The organism is Embleya sp. NPDC008237 (genome assembly GCF_042956465.1).
Taxonomy (GTDB): Bacteria; Actinomycetota; Actinomycetes; order Streptomycetales; family Streptomycetaceae; genus Embleya.
The window spans coordinates 24,556-40,348 of record NZ_JBIBGL010000013.1 but is presented as its reverse complement, the minus strand read 5'-3'; the positions used below and the strand labels follow the sequence as shown (position 1 = coordinate 40,348).

Here is a 15,793-nt window from a genome sequence, read left to right as displayed (position 1 = left end):
CCTCCCCGGCCCCCACACGCCGCAGGCGACGCGGATCCGATCCTGACGACCTGTCACCGACAACCACCATGGTTGGCGAAGGCATTCACCACGCGTTTCCCCGTCGGACGGCACACGTTCGGGCACCCCGCGGACATCAGGGACCTTCGGGACCATCCACCGCCCGGGTCTTCGCGCCATCGAAGTCGAATGGGCTCACCACCGACGAGCTGCACCCATCCGCCGCCGCGGGTGGCCGTCATGATGCCTCCGAAGGCCGATCAAGCACCGCAGCACGCACATCGAACGCAGCGCCGAACAGGCCGCCCTCACCCACGCCTTCCGCAGCCGACGGCACCCGGAGCCGCGCCGCGACCAACTTCCCGCCGGCGGCCCGCATCCAGGTGAACCCGTCGGCAAGCCCGAGCACGATCGCCAGCCCACGCCCACACTCGACGTCGGGGTCGGAGTCGGCGGCCCGAATCCGCGGACAGGGCATGGGGTCGTAGTCCCAGACCGCCATCTCGAACTCCCGCCGCTGCCACGTGAGAATCAGCCGACACTCCTGCGGCGCACTCACCTGCGGCCGCGCGTGCACGACGGAGTTGGTGACCAACTCGGACACGATCAGCAGCGCCTCGGCTCGGACCCGCTCCGGGAAGCCATGCCCTATGCAGAAGTCCCGGGCGAGACCACGAGCCGTCTTGACGGAGTGGACGGACAACGGAAGATCGAACTTCTGGGCACACGGCTGCACGGCAGCTCCCGAGATGTGACACCGAGGGTGTGATGGGTCCGTCCAGAGGACGACAGCGAAATCACGCCTTGCATGCACGCGGATGCAGCAAGTAGCACTCCTCCACGGCTCCGCTTCGCATGAGAATTGTCAATCAGAACAAGAATTCTCACGACAGCCGACCTGCGTCGCTCTTCCGGCGGCAGACTGGGCGACATGGCCCTATCCAGCCCTCGACACGTCAAGCTCGGGCAAGAGCTGCGCCGCCTCCGGGTGGCCGCGAAGCTGTCCATGGTCGACGTACACAGCGAAGTCGACATGTCAGTCGCGACGTTCAGTCGCCTCGAACTCGGCAAGAAGAAGGACATCGACGAACAAACCGTCTGGGTGCTGCTACGCAGATACGACGCAAGCGACGATGACACCCGGGCCGTGCTCGCCCTCTGGGAATCCTGCCGCCAGGAGGTCGAACAGTGGTGGGACGCCTACGGCGACACGGTGTCCAGCGCCTACGCCGAATTCATCCGCGCCGAGCACACCGCGATCGAATGCCAGACGTTCACGCCTCTCGGCCTCCCGGGGCTGACGCAGACAGAGCGTTACGCGAGGGCTCTCACCGCCCAGACCGACGGTGGCGGCGAGGAGCGCACCGCCATCTTCACGGAGGTGCGGTTGCTACGCCAGAAACGTCTATACGCCGACCCGCCCTTGCAGATGACCGCGTTCATCACCGAAGCGGCTCTCCGCATCGACGTCGGCGGCGAGCGGGTGATGCGTGAACAGCTTCAACACCTTCTGGTACTGGCCGAGTTGCCCAACGTCCACCTCGTCGTGATCCCTTTCGGATCCGCTGCCGTCGCCATCCTGGGATCCGGGTTCACGAAGTTCGACTACCCCGACGAAGAGCCGAGCGTGATCATCAACGCCGGTGCCGCAGGCCCCTTTCCGGCAACGGACGAGCCGTCCTATATTCAGCGCGGCCAACGACTGATCGACAGACTGATGGGCGCGGGACTCACCCCGGGAGAATCCGTCGCCATGATCCGGCAATACGTCACGAAGTGGAGTGACCGTGAGTTCTGAAGCACGTCTGGCGTGGAGGAAGAGCCGCCACAGCACCCAGGACAGTGACTGCGTCGAGGTCGCGCCCGATCGCGACGTCGTTCGCGCGCGGGACTCGAAGGTGGCCGCGGGCCCGGTGCTGGGCTTCGGCGAGGCGCCCTGGGCGCGCTTTGTGAGTGCATTGAAGTAGCGGCCGTCCCGACCCGACAACCCGAGGAGCCACCCGCCCCGATGATCGGGCGGGTGGCTCCTCGGCGTCGGTCTATCGGCCCGGTGACCTGTCGGTCGGGTGCCGGCGATGCGTCAGGAGGTGGTCTCCGGGACGCGGTGCTCGCCCTTGATGCGGCTGACCGCGGCCGCGACCAGGCCCGCGAAGAGCGGGTGCGGGCGGGTCGGGCGGGACTTCAGTTCCGGGTGGGCCTGGGTGGCGATGAAGTACGGGTGCTGCTCGCGCGGCAGTTCCACGTACTCCACCAGGCGGCCGTCGGGCGAGAGGCCGGAGAAGACCAGGCCGGTCTGCTCCAACTGCCCGCGGTACGCGTTGTTGACCTCGTAGCGGTGCCGGTGCCGCTCCTCGGACTGCGCCGCGCCGTACACCTCGCGGGCGATCGAGCCCTCGGCCAGGTCGGCCGTGTACAGGCCGAGCCGCATCGTGCCGCCCAGGTCGCCCTGGCCCGCGACGATGTCGAGCTGGTCGGCCATGGTCGCCACCACCGGGTGCGCGGCCTCGGGGTCGAATTCGAGCGAGTTCGCCCCGGCCAGGCCCGCCAGGTTGCGCGCGGCCTCGATCACCATGCACTGCAGGCCCAGACAGATGCCCAGGGTCGGGATCCGGTGCTCGCGGGCGTACGCGATCGCCTGCACCTTGCCCTCGACGCCGCGGTCGCCGAATCCGCCGGGAATCAGCACCGCGTCACAGTCGCCGAGCTCGCGCGCCGCGCCCTCGGGCGTCGCGGTGTTGTCCGACGTCACCCACTTGATCCGAGTCCGCACGTTGTTCGCGAAACCGCCCGCGCGGATCGCCTCGGTGACCGAGAGGTAGGCGTCGGGCAGGTCGATGTACTTGCCGACCAGCGCGACGGTGACCTCGCGCTCGGGCTGGTGCACCCGGCGCAGCAGGTCGTCCCACTGGGTCCAGTCCACGTCCCGGAAGTTCAGCCCGAGCCGGCGCACCACGTACGCGTCCAGGCCCTCGGAGTGCAGGACCTTGGGGATGTCGTAGATCGACGGGGCGTCGATGGCCGCGACCACGGCCTCCTCGTCCACGTCGCACATCAGCGAGATCTTGCGCTTGATGTCCTGCGGCACGGCCCGGTCCGCCCGCAGCACGATCGCGTCCGGCTGGATGCCGATGCTGCGCAGCGCGGCGACCGAGTGCTGGGTCGGCTTGGTCTTCAGCTCGCCCGAGGGGCCGATGTACGGCAGCAGCGAGACGTGCAGGAAGAACACGTTGTCCCGGCCGACCTCGTGCCGGACCTGGCGGATGGATTCGAGGAAGGGCAGCGACTCGATGTCGCCGACGGTGCCGCCGACCTCGGTGATCACGATGTCCACGTCGTCCACGGCCATGGCCCGGATCCGCGACTTGATCTCGTTGGTGATGTGCGGGATGACCTGCACGGTGTCACCGAGGTACTCGCCGCGACGCTCCTTGGCGATGACCGTCGAGTAGACCTGACCGGTCGTCACGTTGGCCGAGCCGTGCAGGTCGACGTCGAGGAAACGCTCGTAGTGGCCGACGTCCAGGTCGGTCTCGGCGCCGTCGTTGGTGACGAACACCTCGCCGTGCTGGAACGGGTTCATCGTCCCGGGGTCGACGTTCAGGTAGGGGTCGAGCTTTTGCATCGTGACCCGCAGGCCGCGCGCCTTGAGGAGCGCTCCGAGGCTCGACGCGGTGAGCCCCTTGCCGAGCGAGGAGGCGACGCCTCCGGTGACGAAAAGGTGCTTCGCCTGCCGGGTGCGACTGGGCGTCTGAGGCACTGCCAAGGAGGGGCTCCCGTGGTTGCGATCGAGGGGATTTCGAAGGGGACGCTGCTGGGCCGATGCGGGCCCGGAACAGTCCCACCAAGTCCACGGGATACCAGCCTAACAGCGTCCGGGGTCGAGGTCCCGCACCCGGTGCGGAACAACTGCGACACCATACGGCGATTGCCCAGAGTGACAACGCACGGGAGATTCCGGGCACATGCCGTCGGATCGGCCGAGTCGGATTCGACACAGAGTCAACGATCGGGTCGGCGAAAGCAGGCACGTTTCAGCGCCCGCGGCGCACTATGCTACGCAGGCGGTGCACGAGCCTCTCTCCGTTCGCCGACACCTGCGCGCAGCGGAAACCACGCGCGCGACGGGTGCGCGTCCCCCGGATCCCGACGGGACGACATTTCGGGAGCACCGGTCGATTCGACCACCGATGGGGCGGTCGATCACGCGCGCGTGGTGCACTCTGGAATGAATCGATCAACCGTCGATCAGAACACGTCGATCGGCGAGCGCGGTACGCACACGAACACAGCACGTGCGAGCCAAGGCTCGTGCGGGCCGGCCCCTCAGCCGAACCCGGTACGCACGACGGGACGACCGGCACCATCAGGACGACCAGGAACGGAAAGCGTTGCCCGTGACCAGCCGCATCGAGGACTACGCCCTCATCGGGGACATGCAGACCGCCGCTCTCGTGGGCCGCGACGGTTCCATGGATTGGCTCTGCCTCCCCCGCTTCGATTCCCCCGCCGTGTTCGCGGGCCTGCTCGGCAGCGAGGAACACGGCTCATGGCGGGTCGCGCCGCTCTCCGGCGGTCCCGCGACACGCCGCCGGTATCGCGGCGACTCGCTGATCCTCGAATCGGAATGGGAGACCCCGCGGGGGACCGTTCGAGTGATCGATTTCATGCCTCCGGCGGACGCACTGGTCGGCGCGCCGGTCGTGGTGCGGATCGTGGAGGGCGTATCGGGCCGGGTTCCGGTCCGCTCGGAGCTGCGCATGCGGTTCCACTACGGCAAGGTCGTGCCGTGGGTGCGCCGCGAGGCGGACGGGCGCACCGTCGCGGTGGCCGGCCCGGACGCGGTGTGGTTCGCCAGTGACACCGAGACCTACGGGCGCGGGTTGACCACCTACTCGGACGTCACCCTCGGCGAGGGTGACCGGGTCACCTTCACCCTCACGTGGCACCCCTCGCACGTCGAGGGCCCGCTGCCCACCGACGCGCTCGCGGCCCTCGCCGACACCGAGGCGTTCTGGACCGACTGGATGACCCGCTGCACCTACCGGGGCCCGTGGCGCGAGCCGGTGGTGCGCTCGCTGATCACGCTCAAGGCGCTCACCTACGCGCCGACCGGCGGGATCGTCGCGGCGCCCACCACGTCGCTGCCCGAGGACGTGGGCGGGGTGCGCAACTGGGACTACCGCTACACGTGGCTGCGGGACGCGGCGATGACCCTGGGCGCGCTGCTCAAGACCGGCTTCGTGGACGAGGCCAAGGCCTGGCGCGAGTGGCTGCTGCGGGCGGTCGCGGGCGACCCGGAGAACCTGCAGATCATGTACGGCGTGGGCGGCGAGCGCCGACTGACCGAGTACGAGGCGACCTGGCTGCCGGGCTACGAGGGCTCGCACCCGGTCCGGATCGGCAACGCCGCCGCCGAGCAGTTCCAGCTCGACGTCTACGGCGAGGTGGTCGACGCGCTGCACCTGGGCCGGGTCTCCGGCATGGAGGGCAACGACCACGCACACGCGCTCCAGCTCAAGCTGATGGACTACATGGAGCAGCACTGGCGCGACCCGGACGAGGGCATCTGGGAGGTCCGCGGACCGCGCCGGCACTTCGTGCACTCCAAGGTGATGGCCTGGGTCGCGGTGGACCGCACCATCAAGATGCTGGTGGACGAGCCGATGGACTCGGACACCGGGAAGATGCTCGAACACCTCAAGGGGGTGCGCGAGGAGATCCACCGCGAGGTGTGCGCGTACGGGTACGACGCGGACCGCAACACCTTCACCCAGTACTACGGCTCGACCGAGTTGGACGCGTCGCTGCTGCTGATCCCGCAGGTGGGCTTCCTTCCGCCGGAGGACAAGCGGGTGATCGGCACGATCGAGGCGATCCAGCGCGAGTTGACCGAGGACGGCTTCGTCCGCCGCTACCCCACCAACGGCACCAGCGTCGGCCTGGACGGCCTGCCGGGCGACGAAGGCGCCTTCCTGGCCTGCTCGTTCTGGCTCGCCGACGACCTGGCGATGATCGGCCGGGTGGAGGAGGCACGCGAGCTGTTCGAACGCCTCCTCGCGCTGCGCAACGACCTGGGCCTGCTCGCCGAGGAGTGGGACCCGCGGCTCCAGCGCCAGGTGGGCAACTTCCCGCAGGCGTTCAGCCACGTGCCGCTGATCGACACGGCCCTGCGGCTGACCGCGACGATGCGCACCGAGGCGGCCGAGCAGGACTGATCGCGGCGACGCGGCGCGGGCCGGGTCTCGCGGCAACGGGCGGCGTCGCGGCGACGGGACATCGCGCGGGCGGGAGGCGCGGGCGGGGCGGGTTCGGTGGGCGCGCTGTGCAGGTGTGCGCACCGGTTTCGGGGGTCTCCCGACACCGTGAACCGCGAACGTTCCACGACCACGGCGACGGGCGGCGAGCCGATCGGCTCGCCGCCCGTCGCGTCGTCTGCCGCCGCCGGCGCGGGCCGGCGTCCGGCGGGCTGCCCGCCACGATCACGCTCGCGCCGGGCGAGCCGCCGGGCCGCCGAGCCCGGGCCACCCGCCGCCACGACCGGCCGGATGAGGAAGCGGGTGTGGTGGCGCGTGCGGGCCCCACGAGGGGGCCCGGCGTCACACCGGGCCGAGTTCCTCGTAGATGCTCAGGACCTGGGCGATGGTCTCCCGCTCGTCGGGCCAGGTCGCGGCCTGGGTCCGGCCCGCCTCGACGAGTTCGGCGCGCCGGTCGGGGTCGGCGAGCAGGTCGCGAACCGCCGCGGCGAGCTCGTCCGGCCGACCGGGCGGGACCAGTACCGCCGCGTCGCCGACCAGTTCCGGGATGCCGCCGACGTGCGTGGCGACCAGTGCCACGCCGGTGCGCAGTGCCTCCTGGGCGACCAGCGCCCGGGCCTCCCAACGGCTGGGCAGGACCGCGAGATCGGCGGCACCGAGCAGGTCGGCCACGTCCGCGCGATGGCCCAGCAGGCGAACCGGCAACGACTCGGCGTCGATCCGGTCCCGGAGCGCTTCCCGCAGCGGCCCGTCTCCGGCGATCACGAGCAGCGGCACCGGTTGTTCGTCCAGCCACTGCCGCGCGGCGTCCAGGAGCACCGGGTAGTCCTTCTGCGGGGCCAACCTGCCCACGGCCACCAGCAGCGGCCGGTCGCCCGCGTCGAACTCCGCCCGTACCGCGGCCCGGTCCCGCTCGGCCGGCGGCAGCGGCGGGGCCGATACCGGCCCGAGCCGGGCATCCCGCGCGCCGATCCGCCTGGCCCGGTCGACCAGATCGGTCGAGGCGCCCAGGACGACGTCCGCGGCGCGTACCGCCCGGCCCTCCAGCACCCGGGTCAGCGCACCCTTCGCGCCGCCGACCAGGACGGCGTTGTGCAGGGTGAGCACCAGCGGCCTGCGCCGTACCCGATGCCGGCCGAGGGCGTTGCCCGCCGCCAATCCGGCGCGCAGTCCGTGCGCGTGCACCACGTGCGCGGGCGCGCAGGCCGCGCGCAGCTCACGCAGCGCCGCCCGATCGGTGGGCCGGGGGGCCGAGCCGATCTCGACCGCCCGAAATCGCGCGCCGGTGCCCGCGAAGTCGAAATGCTCCTCGGTCGAAGCCGGGCCGCACACGGTCACCGCGACCCCGCGCCCGACCAGGCCGGCGGCCAGCGAGCGCACGTGCGCGCCGATCCCGCCGGTGGACGTGGCCAGGACAAGGACGGCCCGCAGCCGGGCCGGCTCGGTGCGCTCTCGCGACTCAGTCGTCGTGTCCACGTCGCTGCTCCCCTTCCGATTCGGCCGCCCGCCGCCCGCGCAGCGTGGCCCTGACAGCCTCGCCGACGGTCACGGATACGACTCCCGCGAACACCAGGGTGCCCACGATGGCGGCAACCGCCGCGATGATCAACGTGAAGACGATGCCGCCGGTCCCGAATGCCCGCGACGCCCCGAACCCGGCCGCCCCGCCGGCGAACGCGGCCACCACCGCCCAGGCCGCCGGCTTGGCCATCGTCGCGCCGGCCAGTGCCCGCGGGCCGGCCGTCCGGACCACGGCATAGGCCAGCAGCGCCCCGGCCACGGTCATCCCGATCGAGTTGCCCAGGCCGAGCGCGGCCACCGTCCAGCGAGCGGGCAGCGCGAAGGCGAGCGCGACGTCGGCGACCACGACCACCCCCCATCCGGCCACCACACAACCGGCGGCGGCGCGACCGTGGCCGGAGGCGTTCAGCGCGCGGCCCAGGTGCGCGATCAGCGCGTACCCGATCAGTCCCGGCGCGAACGCGGCCAGCGCCCAGGCCATTTGCTCGGGCTCGGTGGAGCCGGCCATGAACAGCGCGAAGAACCGCCCCAGCGGCGCGGCGGCGGCCAGCAGCAGCGCGGTGCCCGCCGCGCCGACCAGGAGCACGGTGCGGGTGGTCGCGGCGACCGCGTCCGCGAACGCGTCCCGGTCGCCGTCGTGCGCGTGCGCGCTCAGGCGCGGGAAGGCGGCGGTGGCGATCGGCACCGCGAGCACCGCGTACGGGAGCAGGTAGACCATCCACGTGGTCTGGTAGACGACCAGTGATCCGTGCGTGCCGCGCCCGTTGGCGAGCAGGATCACCGCGATCGTCGCGGCCTGCTGGGCGATCAGCGTCGCGACGCCGGCCAGCGCGAGGGTGCGTACCCGGTGGGCCACACCGTCCGGGAAGCGCAGCGTGGGGCGCAGCCGCAGGCCGGTCGAGCGCAGCGGCACGACGGTGACCAGCGCGAGGGCCAGGACGCCGGCGGTGGTGCCGAGCGACAGGGTCAGTTCGGCGCCCCGCGGCAGGGTGGCCATGTTGTCCAAGTCGACGTCGTACCGGTTCGCGAAGAGTAGGTAGCTGCCGGCCACGACCAGGCTGGACACGAGCGGCGCGAGCGTCCCGGCCAGGAACCGGTGATGGGCCTGGAGGATGCCGCCGGCGACCACGGCGATCCCGTACAGCAGCACCTGCGGCACGAACACGAGCAACATCCGCGACGCGACGTCCGCTACTCCGGGGCCGTCCGCCTTGCCGGCCAACAACAGTTCGGCGATCGGGCGGGCGAGCAGCGCGCCGAGCAGCACGATCGGGGTCAGCACCAGGACGACCCAGGTCAGCAGCGCGGACGCGATCCGCCCGGCGTCCTCGCGCGCACCCTTGGCCACCGGCCCGGCCAGCACCGGCACCACCACGCTCGCCAGCGCCCCGCCGGCGACGATCTCGAAGACGATGTTGGGCACCGAGTTGACCGTGCTGTACGCAGTGCCCAGGACGGTGTCGCCCACCGTCCCGGAGAACACCAACTGCCGCCCGAACCCGGCCAGCCGGGCGAACACGGTGACCACGGCCATCAACGCGGCGGCACCGGCGATGCCCCGGACGACACCACGGGCCCGGGTGGCGCCGGGGGATGCGGCGTCGGGCCCGGTGCCGGGGGGCGCGGCCCGGGAGCCGGTCGCGCCCGGCGCCGCGTCGGGGCCGGTCTCCGCGGGCAGGGCGTCGCGGGACGCACGGGAGCCGGTCCCGACGGGCGCGGCGGCGGATCCGGCGTCGAGGGGCGCGCCCGCGGACCCGGTCTCGGCGGGCGTGCCGTCCGCCTCGCTGCCGTTCGATCGGCGCGGGCCGCCTCGTGTGGCCGTCACCCGTCGACCGGACCAGTCGGAAGCGAAGGGTCGATCGGGTCGGTAGGTGCGGCCCGCCGGCTCGGCACGCCTCGCGTACCGCTCGTCGGCCCACCCCGTCGCGCGCCCACGGGCCATCGGTCGTTGCCGGTCATGCCGGTGCGACGGCTCCCTCGGCGGCCGGCCGGCCGGGTGCCGGGGTCGCGGCGGGCGGACGGCGGCCGAGCATGTCGATCGTGTTCAGCGGCCGGTTGCCGGCGATGACCTTGGTGAAGCTGACCTTCTCGCTGGCCGCGGTGAACGCGCCGAGTACGAGCACCTTGGCCAACAGCCCCTTGCGCCCGGAGCCGGCCGCGAGGGCCACGCCCAGGGCCGCGCCCAGCGCGTTCGCGCCCGCGTCGCCGAGCATCGACTTCTCGGCCAGGTCCTCGGGCAGCAGCGCCGCCGCCGCGCCGACCGGGGCCGCCGCGAGGGCCGCCGCCGGGCCGCCCCGGAGCAGCCGCGGCGCGCCCGCGATCAGGACCGCCTTGGCCGCGCGACCCGGCCGCAGGTCGAACAGGTTGATCAGGTTGGCCGTACCCGCGACCACCACGCCCGCGAGCAGCTTGTCCAGCGGCCGCCGCTGCACGAGCGCGCCCGCCGCGAGGCCGGCCACGCCGAGTCCGACGATCTTGACGCCACCGCTGGTCAGTTCGCCCTTGGCGAGCGCACCGAGGTGGCCCTTGAACCCGCGCCGATCGCTCGACCCGGCCATGTCGTCGTACGTGCCGAACCCGGCCCCCGCGACCGCCGCCAGCACGCCGGCCGCCCGCCACCGACCGGGCACCCCCGGAGCGCACGCGGCGGCGACGGTCGCGCCGACCGCGGTCGCGGGCCCTTCGAGCAGGGTCAGCACCTCGCCGCGGTGGTTGCGCCGCTCCCACAGCGCGGCCTCGCCCGGCGGGCGGCGGGTCAGCGCGGCATACGCGGCTCGGGCCGCACCGGTCGCGGCCAGCGCGGTCGCCAGGCGGCCCGGCCGGCAGCGCCGAGCCGCGACCGGGGCCCCGGCACGGTCCGCGACACGGGCGGGGGCAGCGGCCTTCGTCACGACGTCTCCTTCTTCGGCAGCTCCGGCAACGGACCGTCGGTGGTGCCCGTCGTCCCGTATTGGCCGGAAGTGCCCTGCTTGTCCTCGACCACCAGGGACCACACGACCGCGACCTGACCCACGGGCGTGTCGGCGGTGTCCACGGTGGAAACGGCCTTGGCGGTTTGATCGTTACGGCGCAGCGCCCAGATCACGCCGTTCTCCTGCGCGGCGGACGCGGCACCGGCCATGACCGTACCGTCGTCGCCGGTGTCCAGGGCGCGCGCGAGCGAAAGATGAATGTTGTTGATCCGACCCGGATCGTCCCCGCCGGTGGCCCCGGACGGCGCGACGATCACGACCAGGTCGGCGCCGGTGGCGGGGTTGTCCTTGACGTCGACGAAGCCGGCCTCCTTGAGCTTGGTCAAGGTCTCGGTCGCGGCCTGCGTGTTGTGCGTCGCGGGGGTGGTGGTGCCGTTGTTCTGGTTGGTGTTCTGACCGGGTGTGCCCTGTCCCGGGGTGCCCTGCCCCGGCGTCTGGCCGCTCGGCGGGGCGGACGTGGTCCCGGCACCGGTCGGCGGCGTGCCCGACGCGGGCGTGCCGGTGGGCGGCGTGCCGGCCGGCGTACCGCTCGCGGGCGGCTGGGTCGAGGACCCGCCGGGCGTACCGGTCTGCGCCGGCGGCAGCGTCTCGGTGATCGCGCCCGCCAGCACCCGCGCCGCCCGATCGGTCGCCGACCCGGTCGGGAAGGCGGCGGCGTTGGCGCCGAGCGCGGTGACCAGTTCGGTCTCGCGCTTGGGGTCGGTCCACGCGCCCTTGATCCCCACCTGGCCGGTGACCGTCGCGGACGCGCTGTCGAGCAGCTTGACCATGCTGTCGGTCAGCTTGGTGTCCGCGCCGGGCAGCGCGACCACGACCGCCTTGTGGCCGGCGAGCTTGCCCTTGACCAGCTCGGGCCCGACGGTGTTCATGATGCCGTTCAGGTACCGGGTACCGGCGTTTGCCCGATCGAGTTCGCGACGCAGCCCTTCGTTGTTCCGGGCCAGGTCCTGGACCTGCGTGTCGAGCCCGGTGACGGCTGCCTCCTTGAGGAAGGACGCGCCGAGTACGAGCCCGACCGACAGGGCCAGGAAGACCGCGATGATGGAGACGACGTGATATCTGAAGTCGATCAACTGAACAGTCCCTGGAGCCAGTAGACGAAGGCGTCCCACTGTGCCCCGAACACGTGGAAGTACGCGCGCCCGAGCGGGGTGACCCGCACGGTGACCGCGATGGTGACCAGCGCGGCGAGGCACAACATGAGCAGCGAAGTCGTGGAGATACGGCTGCGGTACAGACGGCTGACGCCCTTGGCGTCCACGAGCTTGCCGCCCACCCGCAGCCGCGTGAGGAAGGTGCTCGCCATGCCGGCCCGGCCCTTGTCCAGGAACTCGACGAGCGTGAGGTGCGTACCGACCGCGACGATCAGGCTCGCCCCGCCGTCGTCGGCGAGCAGCATCGCGATGTCCTCGCTGGTCCCGGTGGCGGGAAAGGCGATCCCGTCCACACCGAGCTCGTCGAGGCGTTCCATCCCGGGGGCGCGCCCGTCGCGGTACGCGTGCACGATGATCTCCGCGCCGCAGCGCAGCGCCTGATCGGACACCGAGTCCATGTCGCCGACGATCATGTCGGGCTTGTAGCCGGCCTGAAGCAGCGCGTCGGCGCCGCCGTCCACGCCGATCATCACCGGGCGATACTCGCGGATGTACGGCCGCAGCGCGGCGATGTCCTCGCGGTAGTGGTAGCCGCGGACCACGATGAGCACCTGACGGCCGTCGATCCGGGTCCGGATCTCGGGGACGCCGACGCCGTCGAGGAGCAGTTCGCGCTCCTCGCGGATGTACTTGAGGGTGTTCTCGGCGAACGCCTCGATCTGCTCGGACAGCCCGGCCCGGGCCTTCTCCATCGCCGCCGCGACCGATTCCGCGTCGAGCAGGGTGCCGACGGCGATCGGGTCGTCGCCGCGATAGAGCACGTTGTCCTCGACCCGGACCAGCTCGCCCTCGCGGATCCGGTCGAGCACGCTCCCGCCGACGGCGTCCAGGAGCGGTACGCCTGCCTCCACGAGCAGCTGCGGCCCGATGTTGGGGTAGCGCCCGCTGATGCTCTCGGCGGCGTTGACGACGGCGGCCGGTCGGCACTTGACCAGCGCCTCGGCGGCGACCCGGTCGAGGTCGCCGTGGTTGATGATGGCGATGTCCCCGGGCCGAAGCCGCTTGGTGAGGTCCTTGGTACGCCGATCGACCCGGGCAAACGAACCGGTGACCTCGGTATGCCGTCGACGACGAAGCGCGGGAATCCTCACCGGCGCAATCCTGCCATGCGCGATATTTCTCGGCGGCCTCCGGCCGCTCCCGGAAACGGCCCTTCGGGCCCGGTACGGCGGCTCCACCGCTCTCCTCGCAAGCTCGTCGATCCCCGGTCGACGATCGAGTCGTGGGCGCTGACGCGCCGGGAGGGCGCCGAATCCGCAGCAGCCCAGGGCTGAGGGACGGTCGAGACCGCGAGGGCGACCCGGCCGACGTGGCCTGCGTCACGACACGAGACGCCGGCGAAATCGCAGCGCGGCTGTTACATGGCGCCAAGGGCGCGGTGAAGCGGAACGCGGTGGGGGTGGGGGCGGGCCGACGGCTGGGGGTGGTCACGCGTCGGGTCGGGACGGGCGGCGCAGGCTCTTGCGCAGGTGGTACGAACGAGTGCCGAGGTGCCGCACGCCCGGAGGCAGGACGTCGACCGGCTCGGCGGCGGCCGGGAACGCGGTGTACGCCTGTTCGTCGGTCCACTCGGTGTAGGCCATTCCCCGGGTGCCGTCCAGGTCGATGTGCACATGAGTGGCGATGCGGCCCGGGACCTGCTCGCGCACCGCTGTCCCGAGCACGAGTTCGGCCCACTCGCGAGCGGCCTGTGCGTCGTCCGCCGCGATGTCTTCGATCACGATCAAGACGGCCGGTGCCGGGAGGGCGGGATGGATCGCGCTGCCGGCCAGGCGATAGCGGATCACGCCCGGACGCTCGATGCCGGGTACCACCTCGTCGATGCCGCGAACCAGCTTCGGGCGCGCGGTCCGGACGAAGGCCCGGTGCTCGTCGTCACTGGTCCACTGGGCGTAGTTCAGCACACGCTCACCGTCGGTGCTCACGAAACAGTTGAGGGTGAGAAACCCGGTGGGCCACGGAACGCCCTCCCACTCGGCGATGGTCGCGTCCACTGCGGCGCGCTGACGCTCCGGCGTATGCACGATCCAGGGGCTGACCAGGATCGTGCCCACATCGGATCGACGGACCCGGGGCAGCGGGTGGTAGGGGGAAGTGGTCACGGAAACTCCTCGACCTCGACGCCAGGATCCGCACCACCCTGCGACTTGAAGCGCGCTTGAGGTCAACCCCGGGCCGGGTAACGAGCCGGGTGCCGGGCGGCGCCAAAACAGCCGGGGCGGGCACCGGCGGGACCGCTTTCGAAGCCCGGTGCGGGCGCGGCCTGTCGGCGCCGGCCGGTACTTTCCGTACACCTGAACGGCGCCGAGGGACGCACCCGCAATCGAGAGGCGTGGAAGCCGTGTCCATGTGGTTGACGCTGGTGAAGATCGAGCCCGCACTGCCGAATGAAGCACGGGAAAGTTCCGATCCGGTGGGCGAGTTGCGCAATGCCCGCGGGCGGGACGACGCGCACGGCGAGGACTACCGCGTCCTCTGTGGCATCGCCGAGGGCCGGGCCGAAGTCGAGGAGGGCACGGCCGCATGGATGAACGTGTATCCGGCCTTGGCCCGGGCGATCGGCAACGGATGCGCGGCCGTGGAGGCGTCCGGCCCGGGCCGCGGGGCGCCCTTCGTCCTGACTCCGGAGGAGGTCGCGCACGTCGCCGCAGGTCTCGCCGACGAAGGCTGGACCCGCTTCCTGGAGATCGCCCGCTTCTACGTCGTCGCCGCCGCCGAGGGCAGGGCCGTCGTCGGGGAAGTGACATAGGGCGGAAGGCGAGGCGGGGTCGACCGACACCCGTCGACGCGCAGGTGTGCCTCTGCCGATCCGAGCGAGAGGTCGTGCTCTTCACGGTTCGGCGCACCAAACGCCGCGGTTCGCCGCGGTGTTCACCGCTGCCGTGATCATCAGCGCTAAGCTGCGGCCACTGTGCGGGCTCGGGGTTCGCCCGGGTTCACCAGAGGAGCACGACCACATGATGGGGCCGGCCCATTCCCTGTCCGGAGCATGCGCGTGGATGGCCGCCGGTGCCGCCGCGGATGCCTATGGCCGACCGATGCCCTGGCCCGTCCTGGTGGTCGGCGGACTGATCTGCGCGGGCGCCGCGCTCGGCCCGGACCTGGATCACAAGGCCGCCACCGTCTCCCGCTCGTTCGGGCCGATATCCCTGATCCTGTGCGGCCTGGTCGACGCCCTGGCCACCGCCACCTACCGGGCCACCCGCAAGAAGGGCGATCCCCGCCGCAACGGCGGCCACCGCACGCTCACCCACACCTGGGTCTGGGCCCTGCTCGTCGGCGTGGGCGCGTCCGCGATCTGCGCCTACGGCGGCCGTTGGGGCGTATTGGGCGTGCTGTTCGTCCACATGGTGCTCGCCATCGAGGGCCTGCTGTGGCGCCAGGCCCGCCTGCACAGCGACATCCTGGTCTGGCTGCTCGGCGGTACGAGCACCTGGATGCTCGTCGAGATCCTGAACCGGCCCGGGAACGGCTCGAATTGGTTCTTCACCGAGCCGGGTCGGGAGTACTGGTGGGTCGGCCTCCCGATCGCGCTCGGCGCGCTCACCCACTGCATCGGCGACGCGCTCACCGTTTCCGGCTGCCCGATCCTGTGGCCCATACCGATCGGCCGCAAGCGCTGGTACCCCCTGGGCCCACCCAAGTCCATGCGCTTCCGTGCCGGGGCCAAGGTCGAGGTCAAGGTCCTGATGCCACTCTTCATGGCCGCCGGCGGCCTGGGCGCCGTCGGCGCGCTCGGCTACCTCGGCTGACCCTTCCTCCGTGGGAAGGCCGACCCGACACCCGCCGCCCGCCGCGTCCGGCACACCGAACCCGGGCAGCCGGGCACTGCCCGGGCGTCCCGACGGACCGGTCCGCCCCGGGGGTGAGCCTCGGGGGGCGGACCCGGCCT

13 protein-coding genes are annotated in these 15,793 nt (G+C 71.9%); 5 read left to right on the top strand and 8 right to left on the bottom strand.

Annotation, left to right across the window (positions count from 1 at the left end):
* Window positions 1-238 precede the first annotated feature (238 nt).
* Complete coding sequence (locus tag ACFZBU_RS30495; protein WP_391586905.1) at window positions 239-703, bottom strand: ATP-binding protein; 465 nt, start codon at window positions 701-703, stop codon at window positions 239-241.
* A 228-nt stretch (window positions 704-931) separates the two neighbouring features.
* Here ACFZBU_RS30495 and ACFZBU_RS30490 point away from each other — a divergent pair, with 228 nt between their 5' ends.
* Together ACFZBU_RS30490 and ACFZBU_RS30485 are read left to right on the top strand one after the other, a co-directional pair.
* The gene (locus ACFZBU_RS30490; RefSeq protein WP_391586904.1) at window positions 932-1,798 is read left to right on the top strand and encodes a helix-turn-helix domain-containing protein; all 867 of its coding nucleotides are present in this window, start codon (window positions 932-934) and stop codon (window positions 1,796-1,798) included.
* Window positions 1,788-1,967 carry a DUF397 domain-containing protein gene (locus tag ACFZBU_RS30485; protein WP_391586903.1) on the top strand — a complete coding sequence of 60 codons (180 nt, stop codon included), beginning with the start codon at window positions 1,788-1,790 and terminating at the stop codon, window positions 1,965-1,967. Before ACFZBU_RS30490 ends, ACFZBU_RS30485 begins: the two co-directional genes overlap by 11 nt.
* 113 nt (window positions 1,968-2,080) lie before the next feature.
* On the opposite strand, the gene ACFZBU_RS30480 is transcribed toward ACFZBU_RS30485, so the two are convergent.
* Window positions 2,081-3,757: a CTP synthase gene (locus ACFZBU_RS30480; protein WP_391587152.1), complete on the bottom strand. Its 1,677-nt coding sequence runs from the start codon at window positions 3,755-3,757 to the stop codon at window positions 2,081-2,083.
* Between the two features lie 637 nt (window positions 3,758-4,394).
* Between ACFZBU_RS30480 and ACFZBU_RS30475 the strand changes: the two genes are divergently transcribed.
* Window positions 4,395-6,215 carry a glycoside hydrolase family 15 protein gene (locus tag ACFZBU_RS30475; RefSeq protein WP_391586902.1) on the top strand — a complete coding sequence of 607 codons (1,821 nt, stop codon included), beginning with the start codon at window positions 4,395-4,397 and terminating at the stop codon, window positions 6,213-6,215.
* A 381-nt stretch (window positions 6,216-6,596) separates the two neighbouring features.
* Here the strand turns inward: ACFZBU_RS30475 and ACFZBU_RS30470 are convergent, their stop codons facing one another.
* The 6 genes from ACFZBU_RS30470 to ACFZBU_RS30445 form a co-directional block, all read right to left on the bottom strand.
* Entirely contained in the window at window positions 6,597-7,730 is a 1,134-nt protein-coding gene (locus ACFZBU_RS30470) for a glycosyltransferase family 4 protein (RefSeq protein WP_391586901.1), read from the bottom strand.
* On the bottom strand, window positions 7,714-9,600 hold the full coding sequence (locus ACFZBU_RS30465; protein WP_391586900.1) for a lipid II flippase MurJ: 1,887 nt from the start codon (window positions 9,598-9,600) through the stop codon (window positions 7,714-7,716). The genes ACFZBU_RS30470 and ACFZBU_RS30465 overlap by 17 nt, the downstream gene beginning before the upstream one ends.
* A gap of 130 nt (window positions 9,601-9,730) precedes the next feature.
* A complete protein-coding gene (locus ACFZBU_RS30460) occupies window positions 9,731-10,666 on the bottom strand; it encodes a hypothetical protein (protein WP_391586899.1) in 936 nt (311 codons plus the stop codon).
* Window positions 10,663-11,820, bottom strand: coding sequence for a copper transporter (locus ACFZBU_RS30455; RefSeq protein ID WP_391586898.1), 1,158 nt, complete (start codon window positions 11,818-11,820; stop codon window positions 10,663-10,665). The genes ACFZBU_RS30460 and ACFZBU_RS30455 overlap by 4 nt, the downstream gene beginning before the upstream one ends.
* Window positions 11,817-12,992, bottom strand: a complete 1,176-nt coding sequence (steA, locus tag ACFZBU_RS30450; RefSeq protein WP_391586897.1) for a putative cytokinetic ring protein SteA — start codon at window positions 12,990-12,992, stop codon at window positions 11,817-11,819. Before steA ends, ACFZBU_RS30455 begins: the two co-directional genes overlap by 4 nt.
* A 336-nt stretch (window positions 12,993-13,328) precedes the next feature.
* Entirely contained in the window at window positions 13,329-14,003 is a 675-nt protein-coding gene (locus ACFZBU_RS30445; RefSeq protein WP_391586896.1) for an antibiotic biosynthesis monooxygenase, read from the bottom strand.
* 239 nt (window positions 14,004-14,242) lie between these two features.
* On the opposite strand from ACFZBU_RS30445, the gene ACFZBU_RS30440 reads away from it, so the two are divergent.
* The gene (locus ACFZBU_RS30440) at window positions 14,243-14,650 is read left to right on the top strand and encodes a hypothetical protein (RefSeq protein ID WP_391586895.1); all 408 of its coding nucleotides are present in this window, start codon (window positions 14,243-14,245) and stop codon (window positions 14,648-14,650) included.
* A 208-nt stretch (window positions 14,651-14,858) separates the two neighbouring features.
* Window positions 14,859-15,653, top strand: a complete 795-nt coding sequence (locus ACFZBU_RS30435) for a metal-dependent hydrolase (protein ID WP_391586894.1) — start codon at window positions 14,859-14,861, stop codon at window positions 15,651-15,653.
* The last annotated feature ends 140 nt before the right edge of the window (window positions 15,654-15,793 follow it).